Source organism: Streptomyces griseorubiginosus, from assembly GCF_017614965.1.
GTDB lineage: Bacteria > Actinomycetota > Actinomycetes > Streptomycetales > Streptomycetaceae > Streptomyces > Streptomyces griseorubiginosus_B.
This window is the reverse complement of record NZ_WVUG01000485.1, coordinates 1-4,095: the sequence shown is the minus strand read 5'-3', so window position 1 is coordinate 4,095 and position 4,095 is coordinate 1. Positions and strand designations below refer to the sequence as shown.

Genomic DNA, 4,095 nt, shown 5'->3' with positions numbered 1-4,095 from the left:
CCCCACGACCGACATCCCCCCGACAAACCGCGGGCGATGAGTTCGGGGCCCCGGGACGGTCTACAGGTCGTGGGTGGGGCAAGAGGGTCGTCGTGAGCGCGGCGGCAGGTCGCCCCCGAGGAGGAGGGCAGCGTGATGAACGGACATGCGGGCAGGGTGACCTGTGATCTCACGATCTCGGTCGACGGGTATTCGGCGGGGCTGAACCAGAGCGAGGAGCGGCCGTTCGGGGACGACGGCGGTGACGGGTGGGGCGGCAGGCTGCACGCCTGGATGTTCGAAACCCCCGAGGAGAACCGGACCGAATTGGAGCGGATGACGGCCGCCAAGGCGTTCGTCATGGGCCGCAACATGTTCGGCCCGGTGCGGGGCGAGTGGGACCGGGAATGGCACGGCTGGTGGGGCGAGGATCCGCCGTTCCACGCCCCGGTCTTCGTGCTCACCCACCACCCGCGCGACCCGCAGCCGATGAAGGGCGGCACCACGTTCCACTTCGTCACCGACGGAATCGAATCCGCGCTGGCACGCGCGCGTGAGGCGGCCGAGGGCGGTGACGTGTCCGTCCAGGGCGGCGCGACCACCGTCAACCAGTACACCGCCGCGGGCCTGATCGACGAACTGCGGCTGCACATCGTGCCGTTCACGCTCGGCGCCGGCACGCGGTTGTTCGACGGCGTCCCCGCCCTGCGTCTCGAGCAGGTGGAGTCCCGGGCGGCGAGTGCGGTGACCCACGTGACCTATCGCGTGCGGTCCTGAGCGGAGGGCCGCGGAGGGCCGCGGGCGGCGGCGGAGGGCGGCGGAGGGCGGCGGCACTGAAACGCCACTGCCGAACTCCTCTCACCCTCGTTCGTGTGAACCCCTTGAAGGAACTCGCATCCCAAATTCGAACAGGCGTAGCATTGCGGCGTGGCAACGACCTATGACTTCCCCAGTGACCTCCTCGCCGGTCAGGAGGAGCTGCATCAGGTCCGGGCCGAGCTGTCGGCCCTGCTCAAGCGTCTCCCCTGGTCGGTCGAGCCCTTGGACGGTTTCAGTGACACCGGCGGCTGGCGCAAGGTGGAGCGGCCCGCCTCCCCGGGCTGGACGCCCGACGAACAGGCCGAGGTCGAGAAGCTCCGCCGCCGTGAGCACGAACTGGCGGTGTTCGTCACCACGCACCGCTTCTGGACCGAGGTCACGACCGACGACCGGGTGGACGCCCGCACGAGGCTGAAGCACGCGCACGAGGAGAGGCAGACGGCGCGGGAGTGAACGCGGAAGACCCCGGCCCAGACGGCCGGGGTCTTCTCATGCGGTGGGCGCGGACGGTTTCGAACCGCCGACATCCTGCTTGTAAGGCAGGCGCTCTACCCCTGAGCTACGCACCCGAGACGAGTCGACAGCCTACCTTGCCCGAGGCGGTGCCCCGCAAACCCGTTCCGAACATCCCGCCCGGTACATCCTGCCCGGTCGGGGGATAACCCCACCCCGCATCCGGGAGCGTCCCGGATCCCCCTCCCGCTGCCCGCTCCGTACGGTCGTAGAGCCTCAACAGTCCGTTCCGGGAAGCAGTCCGTCGCGGGAAGCAGCCCGTCGTGGGAAGTCCGTCTCAGGGGGAGATCGTCATGGCCAGTCGCAGCAACGTCGCCCGGGTGGCGCTGGGTGTCGTCGCCGTCGCGTTGATCGGCGGGACCACCGCGTGCGGAGCCTCCGCCGGGGACGACAAGACGCCGGACCACCGGACGTTCGCGCTGGCGGGGAAGACGCTCACCGTCGACTCCGACGACTCGGCGCTGGAGATCGTCGCCGCGGACGCCAACAAGGCGGGGCAGGTCGAGGTGACACGGTGGTTCCAGGGGTCCGTGGTGATCGGCAAGGGCCCCAAGGTGACCTGGTCGATGAAGGACGACCGGCTGACGCTGCGGATGAAGTGCTCCGGTGTCGTCGCCGACTGCTCGGCCAAGCACCGGATCGAGGTCCCGCGCGGTGTCACGGTGAAGGTCGAGGACGGCGACGGGAGCGTGCGGGCCCGCGGCTTCGAGGACGCCCTGAGCATTCGTACCAGCGATGGATCCGTGCACGTCAGCGACTCCACCGGACCCCTGACGCTGCGCACCGCCGACGGATCCGTGCACGCCGATGTCTCCTCCCGGCAGGTCCGGGCCGCGAGCGGCGACGGCTCGGTGCACCTCACCCTGGGCGCCGTACCGGACCTCGTCGACGCCGGCAGTCACGACGGTTCCGTCACCGTCGCGCTGCCCCGTGCCACGTACCGGGTGACGACGAAGACCGGTGACGGTTCGGTGGACGTGTCGGTGCCCCGGGACGACTCCAGCTCGCACGTCGTCTCCGCGCGCACCTCCGACGGCAAGGTCACGGTGAAGACCGCGAACTGACCGGCCCGTGTGTTCGTCCTTCACGGGTGGGAGAATGAAACCCGGTACCCGCCAGGACGGATGACAGCACGGGAGAGGGATGTGACGGCGACACCTTCCGAGCCGTACTCGCCGTCGGTGCCTCGGGCACACCGCAAGGCGCTCACGGACACCCTCACCCTCCTCGCCCTCCCCCTCGTCGCCGCGCCCGTGCTGCTCGCCGCGTTCGCCGGCGGCGGGACCCGGCGCTGGTTCGGTGGGCGGGCGGAGAGTCAGCGGGCGGAGGCGCAGGCGGCGAAGGACGCGGCGGCGGCCGCGTTCTACGAGCTGGACACCGCCCAGCGGGACCTGCGGATCTCGATCGAGACGATCACGGCCGTGGACGACTCCCCCGCCGCCCGCCGGGTCGTCTCCGACTTCGAGGCGCTGGGACGGCGCATCGACGAGGTCAGTCACCGCTACATCGACGCCGTCGACGCCCACGATCTCGACCGGGACGACCTGGAGGCCTCGGCCGCCGCGCACGCGCGCACCGAGCTGACCCGGGCCAAGGACGAGCTGCTGAACGTCAAGCGGGAGCTGGACCGTTTCGGCGACAGCCTCGGCCCGCTCCTCGGCAAGGCGGAGACCCAACTGGCCCGGCTGGCACCGGCGGTGGAGCGGGCCCGGCAGGGGCTGCTGGCCGCCTCGAACGCCCTGGACGCCGTACGGGGATCGGGGTTGAGGGCGGACGACCTCGCCGCGCGTCTCGCCGCGCTCGGCCCCGAGCTGACCAAGCTCAACCAGGGCGCCGGACAGCACGGCGTCCCGCAGACGCTGGAGCGGGCCGAGCGGGTGGCCCGGGAGGCCGGGGCGGTACGGGCGGAGGCCGAACGCCTGCCGGAGAAGGCGGCCGAGATCGACCATCGTCTGGTCTCCCTGCGCACCCGCGCCCAGGCGCTCACCACGCGCGCCGGCCAGGTGGAGCCGGTCCTCAGCGAGCTGCGGCGGCGCTTCTCGGCAGCGTGCTGGCAGGACCTGCAGCACGTACCGGAGCAGGCGGCGGAGAACGTCCGGCAGGCCGAGCTGAAGCTGAAGGAGGCCCAGGCGGCCCGGGACGCCCAGCGCTGGCCGGACGCCACGGCCCTGCTGTCGACGGTACGGGCCCTGCTGAACACCACCGACGAGTCCGTCTCGGCGGCCCGGGACCGCCTGCAGCGGCTGAACGCCGTGCAGAAGGACCCCCAGCAGGAGATCGACAGAACCCGCTTCGCGATCCGGGACGCCCAACGCCTGGCGATGACGGGCCGGTCGACCCCCGATCCGCGCCACGCGCGCCCCCTCGACGACTCCGTGGCACGGCTGGAGCGGGCGGTCACCGCCCTGGAGGGCCGCCACCCCGACTACTGGCACTTCCTCACCGAGACGGAGGCGGTCCGCCGGACGGTCGCGGACGTGGTCGCGCGGATCCGGGAGGAACGCGGGGGCGGCCACTGAGCGACCGCCCCCGGCCCCCGGCGGGCAGCGGTCTCACCGCGAACAGCGGCAAAATTACTTTGTCCCCCCGCTAACCTGGGCTCATGCCTCGATACGAATACCGCTGCCGGACCTGCGGCGACACCTTTGAAGTCAGCCGGCCGATGGCCCGGTCCGCCGACCCCGCCTCCTGCCCCGCCGGACATGAGGACACGGTGAAGCTTCTGTCGACGGTGGCCGTCGGGGGCACGGCGTCCACCCCCGCGGCGGCACCGAGGGCCGGCGG

Annotated in this window: 5 protein-coding genes and 1 tRNA gene; 5 read left to right on the top strand and 1 reads right to left on the bottom strand. The window is 71.8% G+C overall.

What is annotated here, in order from left to right:
* Positions 1-135: 135 nt before the first annotated feature.
* The gene (locus GRC12_RS42340) at positions 136-756 is read left to right on the top strand and encodes a dihydrofolate reductase family protein (RefSeq protein WP_208785766.1); all 621 of its coding nucleotides are present in this window, start codon (positions 136-138) and stop codon (positions 754-756) included.
* 150 nt (positions 757-906) lie between these two features.
* Positions 907-1,251, top strand: coding sequence for a hypothetical protein (locus GRC12_RS42335; protein WP_208785765.1), 345 nt, complete (start codon positions 907-909; stop codon positions 1,249-1,251).
* 44 nt (positions 1,252-1,295) lie between these two features.
* Here GRC12_RS42335 and GRC12_RS42330 read toward each other — a convergent pair.
* Positions 1,296-1,367 (bottom strand) — tRNA-Val (locus GRC12_RS42330).
* A 237-nt stretch (positions 1,368-1,604) separates the two neighbouring features.
* Between GRC12_RS42330 and GRC12_RS42325 the strand changes: the two genes are divergently transcribed.
* The 3 genes from GRC12_RS42325 to GRC12_RS42315 all read left to right on the top strand — a co-directional run.
* Complete coding sequence (locus GRC12_RS42325; protein ID WP_208785764.1) at positions 1,605-2,375, top strand: DUF4097 family beta strand repeat-containing protein; 771 nt, start codon at positions 1,605-1,607, stop codon at positions 2,373-2,375.
* Positions 2,376-2,456: 81 nt separating this feature from the next.
* Positions 2,457-3,830, top strand: coding sequence for a hypothetical protein (locus GRC12_RS42320; protein ID WP_208785763.1), 1,374 nt, complete (start codon positions 2,457-2,459; stop codon positions 3,828-3,830).
* 83 nt (positions 3,831-3,913) lie between these two features.
* A partial coding sequence (locus GRC12_RS42315) for an FmdB family zinc ribbon protein (protein WP_208785762.1) occupies positions 3,914-4,095 on the top strand: 182 nt, incomplete at its 3' end.

Bases quoted from the DNA above. Each gene is read 5' to 3' on its own strand.
- GRC12_RS42340 (WP_208785766.1), top strand. From the start codon at position 136: ATGAACGGACATGCGGGCAGGGTGACCTGTGATCTCACGATCTCGGTC.
- GRC12_RS42325 (WP_208785764.1), top strand. From the start codon at position 1,605: ATGGCCAGTCGCAGCAACGTCGCCCGGGTGGCGCTGGGTGTCGTCGCC.